This window comes from Paracoccus salipaludis (genome assembly GCF_002287065.1).
Classification (GTDB): Bacteria; Pseudomonadota; Alphaproteobacteria; order Rhodobacterales; family Rhodobacteraceae; genus Paracoccus; species Paracoccus salipaludis.
In genome coordinates, this window is the sequence record NZ_NSJZ01000004.1 from 15,971 (window position 1) to 29,790 (window position 13,820).

Here is a 13,820-nt window from a genome sequence, read left to right on the forward strand (position 1 = left end):
TGCATCGGCTTCACTCCGCCGCGACGCGGGTTTCGGCGCCCAGTTCGGCGGCGATCGAGTCGGCCGCCTCGCGCCCGTCGCGGATCGCCCAGACCACCAGCGAGGCGCCGCGCACGATGTCGCCCACGGCCCAGACGCCGGGCAGCGAGGTCCGGTGCGTCCGGTAATCGGCGCGGATCGTGCCCCAGCGCGTGACCTCCAGCCCCTCGACGCCCCAAAGGCGCGGGATGTCCTCGGGCTCGAAGCCCAGCGCCTTGATGACCAGGTCGGCCGGCTCGTCGTAGTCGGCGCCCTCGATGGCCTCGGGCGACTGGCGGCCGGTGACGTCCGGCGCGCCCAGCCGCATCTTCGTCACGCGCAGGCCGGTGACCCCGACCGGCCCGGTCGAGGTGTCGGTTTCCGTGACCACGTGCCGGGGCGACAGCTTGGGATTGTCGCCGATCCCGTCCCCGTCCACGTCGCCGCCGGCGTTGTCCACCAGCGCCTCGGACGCGGTCGCGGCCTCGCCCACGACATGGCCCGCGAAGGCCGCGGGGGTGGACAGCCAGACGAACTCGACGCCCTCCTCCTCGGCGTTCTGCACCTCGCGCTGCGACCCCGGCATGTTGGCCCGGTCGCGGCGATAAAGGCATTTCACCGAGGTCGCGCCCTGCCGGATCGCGGTGCGCACGCAGTCCATCGCTGTGTCGCCGCCGCCGATCACCACGACACGCTTGCCTTCGGCGTTCAGTTCGCCGTCCGCGAAGTCCGGCACCTCGTCGCCCAGATCGATGCGGTTCGAGGCGGTCAGGAAGTCCAGCGCCGCGACCACGCCGCGTTCGGGCGCGTTGTCGATATCCAGGTCGCGGGTCTTGTAGACGCCCGTGGCGATCAGCACCGCGTCATGCTTGCCCCGGATCGCGTCGAAGCTGATCGAGCGGCCCACGTCGGCGCTCAGCACGAACTCGACGCCTGCCTCCTCCAGCCAGCGGGTGCGGCGCTCGACCACGGGCTTTTCCAGCTTGAAGCCGGGGATGCCGTAGATCATCAGCCCGCCCGCCCGGTCGTGGCGGTCGTAGATCGTGACCTGGAAGCCCTGCCGCCGCAGCCGCTCGGCCGCCGACAGGCCCGCAGGCCCCGCACCGATGATGCCCACGCTTTCGGGGCGTTCGGCAACCGGGCGGATCGGCTCGACCCAGCCCTGCTCCCAGGCGGTGTCGTTGATGTATTTCTCGATGGCGCCGATGGTGACGGTGCCGTGGCCCGACTGCTCGATGACGCAGTTGCCCTCGCACAGGCGGTCCTGCGGGCAGATGCGGCCGCAGATCTCGGGCAGGGCGCTGGTCTCCTGGCTGCGCAGGTAGGCTTCGTGCAAGCGCCCCTCGGCGGTCAGGCGCAACCAGTCGGGAATGTTGTTATGAAGGGGGCAGTGCGACTGGCAATAGGGGACGCCGCACTGCGAACAGCGACTCGCCTGCTCCTTCGCCTTCGCGTCGGCGAACTCGCGGTAGATTTCGTGGAAGTCGGTGTTGCGTTCGTCCGCCGCACGCTTCTCGGGCATCTCCCGACCGACGGTCACGAATTTCAGCATCGTCTGCGTGGCCATGCGCTGCGCCCCTCGAATCAATCGAGAAACGCTGTAAAACACGGGCCGCGATGCGAAAAGTCAGCATAGCTGACCTATCTTTGATTTTGTTACGCAGGGTCTGATAAATCAGAAGATTTTCCGCGAAAATTTAGGTCAGCAAGCGTTACCTAAATATGCTAAGCCCTACTAGCGCCACGATTCCCACGATGATCCGCCACCAGGCAAACAGCCCGTAACCGCGACGCGAGACATAGTTCAGCAGCCACTTCACCACGAAGATCGCAGCCGCGAAGGCGCAGACGAAGCCCACCGCGACATTCGTCCAGGCCGCCGCGTCCAGCGCCGCGCGCGTCTTGTAAAGGTCATAGGCGAAGGCGCCTGCCATGGTCGGCATCGACAGGAAGAAGCTGAACTCGGCCGCCGCCCGCTTGCTGGCGCCCATCAGCAGCGCGCCAACGATGGTCGCCCCCGAACGCGAGACGCCCGGCACCATGGCAAGGCACTGGACCAGCCCGATCCCGGCGGCCACGCGCAGCGGCAGGTCCTCGGCCTCGGCATAGCGCGGAGCGGTTGCCAGCCGGTCCACGAACAGCAGGACGATCCCGCCCAGGATCAGCATGACGGCGATCAGCGCAGGCGTCTCGAACAGCACCGTCTTGATGAGGTCATGCGCCAGCACGCCCACTACCACGGCGGGCAGGAAGGCGAGCGCCACGGCGCCGATGAAGCGCCGGGCCTTCGGGTCATGCGGCGCGCTTAAGAAGATGCGCCACAGCCGCCCCGCATAGACACCCAGAATCGCCAAGATCGCGCCCAGCTGGATCAGCACCTCGAAGGCGCGGCCCGGGCTGTCGAAGCCAAGGAAATGCCCGGCCAGAAGGATGTGCCCGGTCGAGGACACCGGGATGAACTCGGTCAGTCCCTCGAGCAACCCGAGGAACGCGGCGACGAAGGTGTCCTGCTGCATCAGTCTGCGCGCAGGTTCTTGGCCGATTCCTTGATGGCGGTGTATTGCCCCGAGGGCCGGAAGCGCCACAGGTATTCCGGCACGACCGCGGCGGCGGCGGCGGGCTGGATGCCCAGGTCGGCGAAGGTCCTGACCCCCTGCCCCACCCGGTTCGGCCGCCGCAGCAGCCGCGCCTGGTCGCGGGTCATCACCCGGTTGACGACAAGCCCGCCGCTGACCGTCTGCAGCGCGTCGAAGGACACGCCGATCAGGCTGGCCAAGAAGCCGGGCAGCCCCATGATCCAGCGGCGGCGGCTGGTGACCCGGGCCACCAGCTGCGCGATCTCGCGCATGGTCATGACATCGGGGCCGCCGAGTTCGTAGATGCCGGGCTCGGCCGCGCCGGTCGCGCCCATCACGGCGGCGCGGGCCACGTCCTCGACAAAGACGGGCTGCAATTCGGCATTGGCGCCGGGCAGCGGGACGACCGGCCCCAGCCGCATCATGCCGCCGATCTTGTTGAAGAACTTGTCGTCCGGCCCGAAGATCACCGAAGGACGCAGGATCACCGCGTCGGGGCGGTGCTCGAGGATCGCCTGCTCGCCCAGGCCCTTGGTCCTGGCATACTGGCTGTTCGATTCGGGATCGGCCCCGATGGCCGACAGGTGGACCAGCCGCCCGACCCCCAGTTCGGCCGAGATCCGGGCGATGCGGCCCGCGGCCTCGTGGTGGACGGCCTCGAAGGTGTTCTTCTTCTCGCCGACCAGGATGCCGACGCAGTTGATGACCGCATCCGCGTCCATCATCGCCGCATGCACGGACAGGTCGTCGCGCACGTTGCAAAAGACCGGCTGGACCTGCCCCACCTTGCCGTAGATGCGCACCACGCCCGCCAGATGCGGACGGCGCACCGCCACGCGGACGCGCCAGCCCTCGGCCGCCATGATCCGCGCGATCTGCCGACCGACGAATCCCGAGCCGCCATAGATCGTGACCAGCCTTGCCATGCCTCGTCCTTTCCCGCAGCCGGGCGCCGCTTCCGCGCCTTGGCAACCTGATAGCGAAGGCCCCCTGCCGCATCAAGCGCGGGCGGAAAACGGGGATCGCGCGAGCGAGTGATTTTTCTTCGAAAGGGGCGTTGACACTCCCTGCGGCTCCCTCTACATCCCCGCCTCACGACACCGGCCCAGGTGGCGGAATTGGTAGACGCGCACGGTTCAGGTCCGTGTGCCGCAAGGCGTGGAAGTTCGAGTCTTCTCCTGGGCACCAACGTCTGGCTTGAAAGCCCTGGAACCTTCGGGATCCAGGGCTTTCTGCTTTTCCGCCCCTCGCTGTCCCCGGCCGGAAGCCCGACGCGCAGGGCGCGGTTCTGCCGCAGGCCCCTTTGCCATGGCGACCCGACCTGAAGAACAAGGCCATCGTCCCGGCGTCCTGCTGCAGGCCCATTCCACCGTGCAGCCTGTGTTCTACGACGCCGTGGCCTTCCCCGAAGATTACCGCGGCAGCGTCTTTGCCACCCTGCGCGTCCTGGAACCGCGAAAAACCGGACAGGCTGCAAGGCGTCCGTGCCCGGATCGAGGTCGAAGTCTGAGGCCAGCCCACGGGGATCGCCGTGGCGCCCGACGGATCGCTGCGGGTCAGCGAGGGCGCCAAGGGCACGATCTTCAGGGTGAGGGCGACCGCCCGGCAAGGCCTTCGTCCGTCCCGTGAACCCCGGCGCCGGAGACGGCGTTGTCCCGGCATTCCAATCCTCGGAGAAAAGCCCATGTCCCAACTGATCGTGATCGGCTTCGACGCCGAAGCCGATGCCTTCGCACTGCGGCAGGAACTTGGCGCCGCGCAGAAGGAATACCTGCTGAAACTGGAGGACGCGGTGGTCGTCACCCGGCCGACCGAGGGCGAATACCAGTTGCACCAGGCGCTGAACCTGACCGGGGCGGGCGCGCTGACGGGCACGTTCTGGGGCGGGCTGATCGGGCTCTTGTTCCTGAACCCGCTGGCGGGAGCGGCGATCGGCGCGGCCTCGGGGGCACTGGCGGGCAGCGCGACCGACTACGGCATCAACGACGACTTCATCCGCCAGATCGGCAAGACCGTGCCGGTCGGCAGCGGCGCAGTGTTCATCCTGGCGCAGGACTTCAACCTGGACAAGCTGATGCCCCGGCTGGAAAAATACGAGGGGCGCGCGCGCGTGATCCAGACCTCGCTGTCGGACGCCGACGAGGCGCGGCTGCGCGAGGCGCTTGCCGGCACCGGCGGGCGGATGCCGCAGCCTGCCGAGGGCGCGGCCCGCGGAACGTCGTCCGATGGCGCAACGACGGCCGTGTCCGAAGGGTCGTGAGGCCAGCGTTTCCTTGACGCAGGCGCGCCGGGCATGACAGGACGGGCCATGTCGCCCCCGGAAGCCCTTGCCGATCCACTTCCGGCCCTGCCTTCGCGGAAAGGGCCAAGGCGCGCGCGGCTGTGGCGGATGCTCAGGCCCCTGCGCTGGCTGGCCAAGCGCTTTCTGGCGCTGATGCTGGCGGCGGTGATCCTGTTCGGCTGGTTCCTCAATCCGCCCACCACCTGGACCATCGTCTCCGAGGGCGTGAGCACACCCCGCCAATGGACTCGGGCCGCCGACATCGCCCCGGTGATGCTGCGGTCGGTCGTGGCGGCCGAGGACGCCAATTTCTGCCGCCACTGGGGCTTCGACATGGCCGAGATCCGGCGCGTGATCGCGCGGGGCGAAGCTCGGGGCGCCTCGACGCTGACCCAGCAGACGGCCAAGAACGTCTATCTGTGGCAGGGGCGCAGCTGGGCGCGCAAGGCGCTGGAAACGATCTACACCCCGATGATCGAGGCGCTGTGGAGCAAGCGGCGCATCCTCGAGGTCTACCTGAACGTGGCCGAGTTCGGCCCCGGCGTCTTCGGCATCCACGCGGCCGCCGCCCATCACTTCGGCACCACGCCCGACAAGCTGAGCGCCCGGCAGGCGGCGGCGCTGGCGGCGGTCCTGCCCGCGCCCAAGACACGGGCGGCGCAGACCCGCTCGGCCCGCGCCCGCGCCATCGCGGACGGCGCGGCCACGATCCAGCGCGACGGGCGTGCGGCCTGCTTCCAGGACGGGTGACCAAAGGGCCCTGCGGTTGAACAACCGGCCCCGGGGGCGTATCACCCCTTGGTCCCACCCAACGGAACGCCGATATTCCCCCCATGAACACGCATTCGACCCCGCGTCTTTACCACGTCGCCCTTTCGCCCTTCTGCCGCAAGGTGCGGCTGGTGCTGGCCGAGAAACGCATCGACGTGGAACTGGTCGAGGAACGCTGGTGGGAGCCGGGGTCCGAGATCCTGCGCCGCAACCCGGCCGGCAAGATTCCGGTGCTGCGGCTGGACGGGCGGCTCTGGTCGGAAAGCCAAGCCATCGTGGAATACCTGGACGAAGCCTATCCGAACCCGCCGCTGATGCCCCTGATGCCGGCCGAGCGGCACGAGGTGCGCCGCCTTTGCGCGTGGTTCGACGACAAGTTCAACACCGAGGTGACGCGGCCGATCCTGTCGGAACGGGTCTGGAAGAAGGTGATGAACGCGGGCTACCCGGATTCGCGTCTGGTCAAGTCGGGGCTGCGGGCGGTCAAGGACCACATGGACTACCTCGGGCACCTGCTGGAACACCGCAAATGGCTGGGGGGGAACATGCTGACGCTGGCCGATTTCACGGCCGCCGCGCATCTGTCCTGCCTCGATTACATCTCGGACGTGGACTGGGACCGTTCGGCGGCGCTGCGGGACTGGTATGCGACGATCAAGTCGCGCCCCGCCTTCCGCAACCTGCTGGTGGACCAGGTGCCCGGCTTCGCACCGGCGCCGCATTATGCCCAGCTTGATTTCTGAAGAACGGGGGGCGTTGCCCCCCGCCGGCAGTGCCGGCTCCCCCCAGGATATTTGGGCGAAGAAGAAGGAACTGGTCGCGCGCGCGTCGGCCGAGGGGTTCTCGGCGGCACGGGTGACAAGGCCCGACGCGATCCCGCAGGCGGCCGGGCGGCTGGCCGAGTATGTCGCCCAGGGGCGGCACGGGCAGATGGACTGGATGGCCGAGCGCATGAACTGGCGTGGCGCGCCCGACGCGCTGTGGCCCGAGGCGCAATCCGTCATCATGCTGGCCGAGGCCTATACGCCGGGACACGACCCGCGCGAGGATCTGGCGCGGCCGGACCGGGGCGCGGTCAGCGTTTATGCGCAGGGCAAGGATTACCACGACATCGTCAAGGCCCGGCTGAAGCGGCTGGGGCGCTGGATGCTCGAGCGCTGGGGCGGCGAGATCAAGGTCTTCGTGGACACCGCCCCCCTGATGGAAAAACCGCTGGCGCAGGCGGCGGGCCTGGGCTGGCAGGGCAAGCACACCAACCTGCTGAGCCGGGACCTAGGCAACTGGTTCTTCCTGGGCGCGATCTTCACCACCCTGCCCCTGCCCCCCGATCCGCCCGAGGCCGAGCATTGCGGGTCCTGCCGCGCCTGCTTGGACGCCTGCCCCACGGGCGCCTTTCCCGCGCCCTTCCAGCTGGATGCGCGGCGCTGCATTTCCTACCTGACCATCGAGCACAAGGGCCCGGTGGACCCGGAACTGCGTCCGATGCTGGGCAACCGCATCTATGGCTGCGACGACTGCCTGGCCGCCTGTCCCTGGAACAAGTTCGCGGTCCAAGCCCAGGAGATGCGCTATCACGGCCCGCATCGCGCGCCTGCGCTGGACGAACTGGCGCGCCTGGACGACGCGGGCTTCCGGGCGCGGTTCTCGGGCAGCCCGATCAAGCGGATCGGGCGCGACCGGATGGTGCGGAACGCGCTTTACGCCATCGGCAACAGCGGACAGGCCCGGCTGCGCCCCGTGGCGCAGGGACTGGTGGACGACCCCGATCCGGCGGTCGCGGATGCGGCGCGCTGGGCGGCGGGGCGTCTGGCGTGAGAAATCCCACGACCGGCATCCTGCTGAAGCTGGGCAGCGTCTTCCTGTTCACCGTCATGGGCGCGATCCTCAAGGCCACTGCCCCGGTCGTGCCCACGGGCGAGCAGGTGTTCTTCCGCTCGTTCTTCGGCATCCCCGTGATCCTCGCCTGGCTCGCGCTCAAGGGCGAGCTTGCGAGCGGGCTGCGGGCAGCGAACCCGCTGGCCCATGCCTATCGCGGCATCGTCGGCACGATCTCGATGGGCTGCGGCTTCGCGGGGCTGGGTCTTCTGCCCTTCCCCGAGGCGACGGCGCTCAACTATGCCATGCCGCTGATGACGGTGATCTTCGCGGCCATGTTCCTGGACGAGCGCGTGGGACTGTTCCGCCTGAGCATGGTGGCGCTGGGCTTCGCGGGCGTGCTGGTCATCCTGTCGCAGCGGCTGTCTGTCGGCGTGGGCGAGGCCTCGCCCGAGGAAACGCTGGGCGCGATGCTGACCCTGAGCGGGGCGGCCTTCGGCGCGCTGACGCAGATCTTCATCAGCCGGATGGTGCTGACCGAGAAGACCTCGGCCGTGGTCTTCTGGTTCCTTGTCACCGCATCCCTGCTGTCGCTGGTGACGCTGCCCTTCGGCTGGGTCGTGCCGGACGCCGGCACGTCGGGGCTGCTGATCCTCGCGGGGCTGTTCGGGGGGCTGGCGCAGATCATGCTGACCTCGTCCTACCGCTTCGCCGACGCCTCGCTGGTGGCGCCCTTCGACTATGCCTCGATGCTGATGGCGATCGCGGTCGGCTGGTTCGTCTTCAATGAGCCGACCTCGACCCGGATGCTGGCAGGCGCTGCGGTCATCATCGCGGCGGGGGTGGCGATCATCCTGCGCGAGCGGCGGCTGGGCATCCGGCGCGGCCAGCGGGCCGGAACGCCCCGCTAGGGCCGGTCGGGAAAGCCGAAGGCCACATAGTCGCGCAGATAGGCGGCCTTGGCAGCCTTGCGCAGCGCGGGATCGTCCAGGACCTGGGGCAGCGGCTCGGGCACGGGGCCGTCGCAGTCGAGACCGACCGCGCGGGCGAGAAAGCCCAGGTCCCCGGCCATGCGGTCCTCGCGCGCGACAAGGTCGGGGGACGCGATGCGGGCGAATCCCGCCAGCACCTCGACCTGCGAGGCCCAGCCGGGATGCGTGGCAAGCCCGGTCTGGCCGTTGAGGTTGCGGCGCAGGAAGTCGAGGAAACCGGCGAACAGCGGCAGCATGTCCGCCTCGGTCAGCGCGTGCAGGTCCTCGTCGGGCGGCAGGCCGATGCGGTGGACCTCGCGCAGCACGCGCCGCAGGTCGGGGTTGCGGGCGGCCAGCATGACGTGGAAGGCCTCCCATGCGCGGGGCAGCGGGTGGCGCAGCACGGTAAAGGCGCGGTGCCCGGGATGGGCGCGCTTCCATTGGCGCAGGGCGTTCTGGGTCAGTTCGCCCTCGACGGGGCCCAGGGCGGAAAGCCAGGCCTCGATCCGGTCCGAGGGACCGCCGCGCACCGGCATGAAGAGCAGGCCCCGTCCTGCCCCGGCCGTCAGGAACGAGGGCACGGCGGGCCCGCGCTTGGGCTCGAAGCCGGGGATGCGGTGCAGCTGGAAGGGGTCGGTAGCGACCAGTTCGGCCTGCATGGCCTCGAAGTTCGTGACCTTCTCGGCCATCTCGCGCGGGTTCTGGGGCACCTGGTCCTGCGCGGGCTCGACGCGGTCCAGGTCGGTGCGGCCCAGCCAGTGCAGAAGGCCGGTCATCACGTCCGCGTCGCGCAGGTCATCGTAATTCAGCCAGAAGGCCGCCTGCCCCCGCGCCTGCAACCCGTGGTGGATGCGGTCCAGGAAGGCCTGCGTCGCGCCCAGGCTTTCGCGGAAGCTCGCCGCGTCGAACTCGACCGCGGCGGGGATCGCGGTCTCGGTCGCGTTCAGCTTCCACTGGTTGGTGGCATAGGCCAGTTGCGTCGAAACCCAGCTGTCGATCGGGTTCCGCGTCAGCACGATCTTGGCGCAGGACGGATCGTCCATGATCGCGTCGAAGATCCGGGGGTCGTGGTCGTGGAAATAGCGGAAGCCGGCCAGGTGGTCGGGCTTGCCGAACAGCGCGCGCAGCAGGCTGTGGGGGTCGGCCTCGCGCTCGGCCATGGTGATGCCGCGCAACTCGTCCTTGTCGGGCCAGCCCATCATGTAGGGATTGAACGCCTCGCCGAAGCAGGTGACGCGCCTGACCCCATTCAGCGTCGCTTCCAGCAGGTTCGACCCGGTGCGCATCCCGGCGAAGATCACGAAGCTGCGAAAGGCTGTCATCGGAAGTCCTGCATGTCGTAGCCCAAGGCGGCCGGGCGCAACCTTGGCGGTTGCGCGGGCGGCGTCAACCGGCGGCCGTCACCCCGTGCGCTGCCGCGGAGCCGCGATGTCCTTGGTGTCTGCCGGACCGTCCGCCGCTTCCTGGACCAGCGGGGATGCGGCCAGCGCCCGCAGCACGCGCGGATCGCCCATCTTGCGCGGCCTCAGCCCCGCGTTTCGCAGCGCGCGCACCAGCCGCAGGACGCCCGTGATGTCGCGCAGGGGCGGCGCGGGCAGGCTGGCGGCCCCTCCCTCCGGCAGCAGGGTCATGCAGATTTCCGACCAGACCTCGTCGGGCTGGGCCAGCGCCTCGGCCAGTGTCCAGCGGCGCACCCGCGCCTTGACCCAGACCGAATCAAGGATGTCGAGGAACCGGACCTCGGCGCGCTGCAGCTTGGCCGCAATGCGCCGCACGTCGTCGAAGGGCATGTCGGAATGGATCAGCGGCAGGATCCAGGCGCCCGTGACCACCAGAAACTGGGCGTTCGGGTCGGTCGCCATGAACCAGTTCAGGTACTGCCGGTCGCGCGGGGAATAGAGAAACGCCGGCATCGGGTCCGAGGACCGGATCAGCGAGGTCAGGAATCCCTGCGGGTCGAGGTTGCGCAGCCCGACATGGGCCGACAGCGCCCCCGGCCCGATGGAGGCGCCGCCCGCGAACTCGACCTCCTGCCGGCCGAAGACCTGGCCGTGGACCGTCCGTCCCGTTGCCTGGGTCGCAGCCTCGCGCAGGCCCAGGAACAGGTCGCCCGCGCCGTAAAGCACGGCATAGGGCTGGGCGGTCTTGCCGTTCTCGGCGTCCTTCCGGGGAAAGCGGCTTTGCATGTAAAGCCCCGGCCGGCCCAGCCTGCGGCGCGCCGCGGCGCGGTCCAGCAGCGCCTCGATCCGCTCGGTGTCGGGTTCCTCGTCGGCATCCAGAAGATCGGTGCGGCGCGGGAAGGCGTCGTAAAGCCCCGAGGCCCCCGGCCAGATCTTGCGCGCCACGAAGATGCGCGAGTTGCCCAGAAGCGCCAGGTGATCGTCGTAGAAGACGTAAGGCTTGCCCTGGGCGTCGAACTTGGCCAGCGTCAGCGACCGGCTTTCGACATGGACGGAGTGGCGGCGCACCAGGGTCTGGAAGTAGCTTTCATCCGGGATCCAAACGCGGCGGAAATAGCGGTCGAACTCGGCCCGGCGGGGATCGTTCAGGACGCCTTCCAGCGTCGCGCGCGTCAGGCACCACCATTGCGACCCGATATGCGGCTTGACGCCCTGGGGAATGGGGCGCGCCACGCCCAGCCGCCGCTGCAGCCGCACATAGCGGTCGAAGAGCTTGCGGTGGCGGCGGAACGAGAAGGGGAAATGCAGCGTGAAGCGTTCCTCGTTCAGCCCCCCCACGGTCCAGCCCACGTCCCGCACGCTGACGCTTTCGATGAAATCGGCCTCGGGATAGCTGGCGAGGAAGCGCCGCAACTCGTCCACCGGCCGCAGGGGCAGACAGGCGCCGGAGGCCAGAAAGACATGGGTGACGTCGGGATGGGCCTCGAGCAGTTGCGCCGCCGCGTCCAGCGTGGCCGCGACCAGGCTGAAGGTGCCCCAGGTGCAGGACCGGCGCGGGGCGTAAAGCGTGCCCGTCCCGTCCAGCGCCTTCTTCACCCCTTCGACCGCATCGTCGGACGCCTTGGCATCGACATGCATGATGACCTGCGCGCCGCCGTCCGACCAGATGCGGGCCATCCGCGCAGCCAGCCCGAGGTTCTCGTGGCACAGCATGATGACGCCCAGCCGGACTCCGGACTCTTCCTTGCCGCCGCGGGTGAAGGGGATCGGTGCAGGGTTCATGCCCAGTTGCCCCGCGAGATCAGGCCCAGGTCCTCGAGCTGGCGCCAGTCGCGGTAATCCCGGGACTGCTCGCACCAGAAATCGGCCTGGCTCTGCAGCCCCTGCTGATAGGCGTGATATTCGCGGCTGTTGGCGTAATGCTGGCGGCGGTCCAGTTCCTCGGCAGACTTGGCCGCGAAGGTGGACAGGAACTTGGCATGCAGCAGCGCGCCCGAGGCGATCTCTCCCCCGTCCTCGTCATAGACGACGTTCAGCGAGCGCGGCAGCAGCATGTGGGTGGAACTCACATAGGCATAGCCGCGCTTCCAGCGGACCAGCGGGATCTTGTTCAACGCCGGCGCATTCTCGGGATCCTCGGCGAACAGGGTGCGGGCGCGCGGGCCGCCCTGGATCCAGAGGTTGCGGTAAAGCCCATTCTTGCGGATCGCATAATTGGCCGGATCGAACCACGAGGCGATCTCGAAGGGGTCCTGCCCTTCGGCATAGGGCTGCGCCGTGACCGGCCCCTTGGGATACATGTCCAGCAGCATCGCCGAGAAGGACCGCGTGCCCGAGGATGCCAGCCAGTCCGTCAGCGCCCGCAGCGGGCGGGTGTTGGCATGGGGATAGACCAGGAACTCGTCGGGATCGACCGTCAGGCACCAGTGGCCGTCGCCATGCCGGCGCAGCAGCGCGTTGATCCAGTCCATGCCGAAGCGCGAGGCCTTGTAGCTGGCGGTCGTGGTCCACAGCGACACGTCAGGCTGGTCGGTCAGGTATTCGCGGCTGCCGTCGTCGCTGCCGTTGTCCACGATCAGGAAATGGCCGACCCCGATCCGGCGGTAATATTCGAGGAAATAGGGCAGCCGGACACGTTCGTTCCGCAGCGTGACAAAGGCCAGGATGTCGCCCGGCGCGATCTGCTCCGTGCGGTCCCTGACCGGGTCAAGCTGGCGCCCGCGACGGATCGCCCGGGCAAGAAGATACTGGCGACGTGCCCTCAGTCGGAACATCGTCACCAGACGCTGTTTTAACTTGCGCACACCAAACGCTCTTGAAAGTCACGCGAAACACATGGCCGCGACGCGGATCGGCACGAAAAGGGCCAAGGAAACCTGCAGACCAGCTTAAGGCAGGCAGGTGGCCGCGTCACGCGATGCTTTCGTTACATCTTTCAACAAGGAGATGCTAGCGCGGACCATTCCATCCGCCTGCGGACATCAGCCCCGCCTCGGCAAGACTTTGCCAGCCCGCCAGCCGCCGCGCCTGCCGGGCCCACAGATCGGGGTTGTCGATCAGGGCGGCATAATAGTCCTGAAAGGCCGAAGGGTCGTTGAAGTGCTGGCGCCGCTCGCGCTCGATCCGCGACTTCTCGACGATCGAGGGCAGGAACTTGGTGTGCAGCAGCGCGCCTGACAGGCGGAGATCCCCCGGGCCGTCCCAGGCATCGTTCAGCCGCGCCGGCAGCGCCGAATGGGTCGAGTTCACGTAAGCGAAGCCCCGCCGCCAGCGGACCAGCGGCAGCTTGTTCAGCGTGGGTGCACGGCGCGGATTGTCGCGGAAGAAGACGCGGTCGCGCACGCCGCCCTGCACCCAGCGATTCCGCAGCGGCGTCTGGATCGCCGTGCGATAGTTGTCCGCGTCGAACCATTCGAGCCGTGCAAGGGCCGCCTCGTCGTCCAGCGGCTCGGGCGGGCGCAGCGGCCCCCGGGGGTAAAGCTCGACCATCAGCGCGCCCAAGGCCGGGACGCGGCGGCGGTCGAGTTCGGCCACCAGGTCCCGCAGCGTGGCGTGGTCGTCGTGGGGAAAGACGAACAGCTCGTCGGCGTCCAGCGTCAGGCACCAGTGCCCCGCGCCATGGCGGTTCAGCAGCCAGTTCGTCCAGTCGCGGCCGAAGCGCGAGCCACGATAGCTGGCGCGCGTCGTCCACAGCGTCACGTCGGGCTGGTCGGCCAGCATCTCGGCGCTGCCGTCGTCGCTGCCGTTGTCCACCACCAGGAAGCGGGACACGCCAAGGCGGCGGTGGTGGTCCAGCCAGTGCCGCAGACGCTCGGCTTCGTTGCGCAGGACGGCGAAGGCGAGGATCGCGTCGCGCGCGATCCTGCCCCTGCCCGTCACGAAAGTCAGGTCATTGCGGCTGCGAAAGGCGCGCCACAGCAGGCGGCGGCGCTTCCAGTCCAGCGTCAGGCGCTGTCGCAGGGTCGGACCGGGCGGTCTGTCGGCCACC

General features: G+C 68.8%; 12 protein-coding genes and 1 tRNA gene. 6 read left to right on the forward strand and 7 right to left on the reverse strand.

Features of this window, described 5'->3' with window-relative positions; translation table 11 throughout:
• Nucleotides 1–10 precede the first annotated feature (10 nt).
• The 3 genes from CK240_RS06490 to CK240_RS06500 all read right to left on the reverse strand — a co-directional run bounded on the left by CK240_RS06490 (nucleotide 11) and on the right by CK240_RS06500 (nucleotide 3,520).
• A complete protein-coding gene (locus tag CK240_RS06490) occupies nucleotides 11–1,585 on the reverse strand; it encodes an NAD(P)-dependent oxidoreductase (protein ID WP_095639538.1) in 1,575 nt (524 codons plus the stop codon).
• A gap of 145 nt (nucleotides 1,586–1,730) precedes the next feature.
• Complete coding sequence (locus tag CK240_RS06495; RefSeq protein WP_095639539.1) at nucleotides 1,731–2,534, reverse strand: undecaprenyl-diphosphate phosphatase; 804 nt, start codon at nucleotides 2,532–2,534, stop codon at nucleotides 1,731–1,733.
• Nucleotides 2,534–3,520, reverse strand: a complete 987-nt coding sequence (locus CK240_RS06500) for a complex I NDUFA9 subunit family protein (protein ID WP_095639540.1) — start codon at nucleotides 3,518–3,520, stop codon at nucleotides 2,534–2,536. Before CK240_RS06500 ends, CK240_RS06495 begins: the two co-directional genes overlap by 1 nt.
• Before the next feature lie 177 nt (nucleotides 3,521–3,697).
• Here CK240_RS06500 and CK240_RS06505 point away from each other — a divergent pair.
• The 6 genes from CK240_RS06505 to CK240_RS06530 all read left to right on the forward strand — a co-directional run bounded on the left by CK240_RS06505 (nucleotide 3,698) and on the right by CK240_RS06530 (nucleotide 8,372).
• Nucleotides 3,698–3,782, forward strand: a tRNA-Leu gene (locus CK240_RS06505).
• Between the two features lie 496 nt (nucleotides 3,783–4,278).
• On the forward strand, nucleotides 4,279–4,854 hold the full coding sequence (locus CK240_RS06510) for a DUF1269 domain-containing protein (RefSeq protein WP_095639541.1): 576 nt from the start codon (nucleotides 4,279–4,281) through the stop codon (nucleotides 4,852–4,854).
• A 33-nt stretch (nucleotides 4,855–4,887) separates the two neighbouring features.
• The gene (mtgA, locus tag CK240_RS06515; RefSeq protein WP_420818612.1) at nucleotides 4,888–5,625 is read left to right on the forward strand and encodes a monofunctional biosynthetic peptidoglycan transglycosylase; all 738 of its coding nucleotides are present in this window, start codon (nucleotides 4,888–4,890) and stop codon (nucleotides 5,623–5,625) included.
• 83 nt (nucleotides 5,626–5,708) lie between these two features.
• Nucleotides 5,709–6,389, forward strand: coding sequence for an FtsZ-binding protein FzlA (gene fzlA, locus CK240_RS06520; protein WP_095639738.1), 681 nt, complete (start codon nucleotides 5,709–5,711; stop codon nucleotides 6,387–6,389).
• A gap of 49 nt (nucleotides 6,390–6,438) precedes the next feature.
• Entirely contained in the window at nucleotides 6,439–7,461 is a 1,023-nt protein-coding gene (queG, locus tag CK240_RS06525) for a tRNA epoxyqueuosine(34) reductase QueG (RefSeq protein WP_240517331.1), read from the forward strand.
• Entirely contained in the window at nucleotides 7,458–8,372 is a 915-nt protein-coding gene (locus CK240_RS06530) for a DMT family transporter (RefSeq protein WP_276303977.1), read from the forward strand. Before queG ends, CK240_RS06530 begins: the two co-directional genes overlap by 4 nt.
• Here CK240_RS06530 and CK240_RS06535 read toward each other — a convergent pair.
• The 4 genes from CK240_RS06535 to CK240_RS06550 all read right to left on the reverse strand — a co-directional run bounded on the left by CK240_RS06535 (nucleotide 8,369) and on the right by CK240_RS06550 (nucleotide 13,819).
• Nucleotides 8,369–9,754, reverse strand: a complete 1,386-nt coding sequence (locus CK240_RS06535; RefSeq protein WP_095639544.1) for a hypothetical protein — start codon at nucleotides 9,752–9,754, stop codon at nucleotides 8,369–8,371. The genes CK240_RS06530 and CK240_RS06535 overlap by 4 nt on opposite strands.
• A 78-nt stretch (nucleotides 9,755–9,832) precedes the next feature.
• On the reverse strand, nucleotides 9,833–11,614 hold the full coding sequence (locus tag CK240_RS06540; protein WP_095639545.1) for a DUF5927 domain-containing protein: 1,782 nt from the start codon (nucleotides 11,612–11,614) through the stop codon (nucleotides 9,833–9,835).
• Nucleotides 11,611–12,606 carry a glycosyltransferase family 2 protein gene (locus CK240_RS06545; protein WP_095639740.1) on the reverse strand — a complete coding sequence of 332 codons (996 nt, stop codon included), beginning with the start codon at nucleotides 12,604–12,606 and terminating at the stop codon, nucleotides 11,611–11,613. Before CK240_RS06545 ends, CK240_RS06540 begins: the two co-directional genes overlap by 4 nt.
• Nucleotides 12,607–12,781: 175 nt before the next feature.
• Nucleotides 12,782–13,819, reverse strand: a complete 1,038-nt coding sequence (locus CK240_RS06550) for a glycosyltransferase family 2 protein (protein ID WP_240517320.1) — start codon at nucleotides 13,817–13,819, stop codon at nucleotides 12,782–12,784.
• Nucleotide 13,820 lies beyond the last annotated feature (1 nt).

What these genes read in the sequence shown, in the direction of transcription:
- CK240_RS06490 (WP_095639538.1), bottom strand. Translation starts at nt 1,585, where the DNA reads ATGGCCACGCAGACGATGCTGAAATTCGTGACCGTCGGTCGGGAGATG.
- CK240_RS06495 (WP_095639539.1), bottom strand. Translation starts at nt 2,534, where the DNA reads ATGCAGCAGGACACCTTCGTCGCCGCGTTCCTCGGGTTGCTCGAGGGA.
- CK240_RS06500 (WP_095639540.1), bottom strand. Translation starts at nt 3,520, where the DNA reads ATGGCAAGGCTGGTCACGATCTATGGCGGCTCGGGATTCGTCGGTCGG.
- CK240_RS06510 (WP_095639541.1), top strand. Translation starts at nt 4,279, where the DNA reads ATGTCCCAACTGATCGTGATCGGCTTCGACGCCGAAGCCGATGCCTTC.
- mtgA (WP_420818612.1), top strand. Translation starts at nt 4,888, where the DNA reads ATGACAGGACGGGCCATGTCGCCCCCGGAAGCCCTTGCCGATCCACTT.
- fzlA (WP_095639738.1), top strand. Translation starts at nt 5,709, where the DNA reads ATGAACACGCATTCGACCCCGCGTCTTTACCACGTCGCCCTTTCGCCC.
- CK240_RS06535 (WP_095639544.1), bottom strand. Translation starts at nt 9,754, where the DNA reads ATGACAGCCTTTCGCAGCTTCGTGATCTTCGCCGGGATGCGCACCGGG.
- CK240_RS06540 (WP_095639545.1), bottom strand. Translation starts at nt 11,614, where the DNA reads ATGAACCCTGCACCGATCCCCTTCACCCGCGGCGGCAAGGAAGAGTCC.
- CK240_RS06545 (WP_095639740.1), bottom strand. Translation starts at nt 12,606, where the DNA reads ATGTTCCGACTGAGGGCACGTCGCCAGTATCTTCTTGCCCGGGCGATC.